The following is a 1,002-nucleotide window of genomic DNA, read 5'->3' as shown; positions in this document are numbered from 1 at the left end:
TAAAGGGGTTAATGTTCCGTGGCGTGGCTTGCATGGGTTGAATATACAAAATATTGGAAACAAGTCGGCATGCAGATCTACCGACGTTGCTAAGATCAGCGCAAGGCCTTTATTGCGAGTGACGCAGGAGCGAAGCAATCTTGTTTTTCTGTTGAATCGTCGGACTGTCGAATCGTTTAACCAAAACGGTCAACGTTATTTAGGGAAGGACAAAGTGTAACGTCTTAGTTCTCACATCTTATGTCTTACGTCTAAAATCTTACGTCTTCTAAAAATCTCACATCTCATATCTAACCATCTACCCGCACCTCAACCACCTCTGGGTTTTGGCGGGAGGGGGATAGCAGGATGGACAGGGTAAGCGGCCAAAACGGGGGAGAAGGGCGCTTTTTTGGTCTCCGGGTTGACACCCAGGGCTATAATCATGCCACCCCGTTGGGGTTGGACCGAATGTAAGGTCGACCGATTTGCGAGTCTTACGTTTTCGGCCCGTCATTGCGAGTGACGCAGGAGCGAAGCAATCTCCAAACCAGGGCTTAAGGGGATTGTTACCTAATGTAGGCTCGAACGTTTTGCGAGTCTAACGTCTTAAATCTTACGTCTCATCAACCAACCCTTCCTCCTTGAGGATTCTCATCACGGTGCCCTCGTCTATTTCCATTACCTTGGCAATAAGGGGCGTGGGCAGGTTTTCTTTATAGAGATTTATGATGCCTGATCGTAATACTTCCATTTTTCCTTTCTCCAGCCCGATCTGTTCTCCTTCTTCCCGCCCTTTCTCTAACCCTTTCTCCAGCCCTTTCTGCTCACTTGCGTCGAGTGCGTTTTTCAGGTCGCGGTAGCGCTTCAGGCTCTGCTCGTAGGCTCTGCGGTCCTTTTTTTCCAGATTTGTCAGTGTGGCTATGTCCATGACTTTTTCGAATATTTTTTCCTTTACTCTACCCGGCAGCCTCTCCAGAAACTCCAAGTGTTTTAATACATACAGCCATTTCTCGAATTTGG

2 protein-coding genes are annotated in these 1,002 nt (G+C 47.7%); one reads left to right on the top strand and one right to left on the bottom strand.

Annotated elements, in window-relative coordinates; all coding sequences use genetic code 11:
• On the top strand, positions 1–220 hold a 220-nt coding region (locus IAQ59_RS21995; protein WP_209333010.1), incomplete at its 5' end, for a hypothetical protein.
• 375 nt (positions 221–595) lie between these two features.
• Here IAQ59_RS21995 and IAQ59_RS21990 read toward each other — a convergent pair.
• Positions 596–1,002, bottom strand: a 407-nt coding sequence (locus tag IAQ59_RS21990) for a PD-(D/E)XK nuclease family transposase (protein WP_209333009.1), incomplete at its 5' end; no start/stop codon positions are given.

The sequence above is a fragment of the Lunatimonas salinarum genome, from assembly GCF_017811155.1.
Lineage (GTDB): Bacteria > Bacteroidota > Bacteroidia > Cytophagales > Cyclobacteriaceae > Lunatimonas > Lunatimonas salinarum.
Note: the sequence above shows the minus strand (reverse complement) of the source record. Positions and strands in the feature narration are given on the sequence as shown.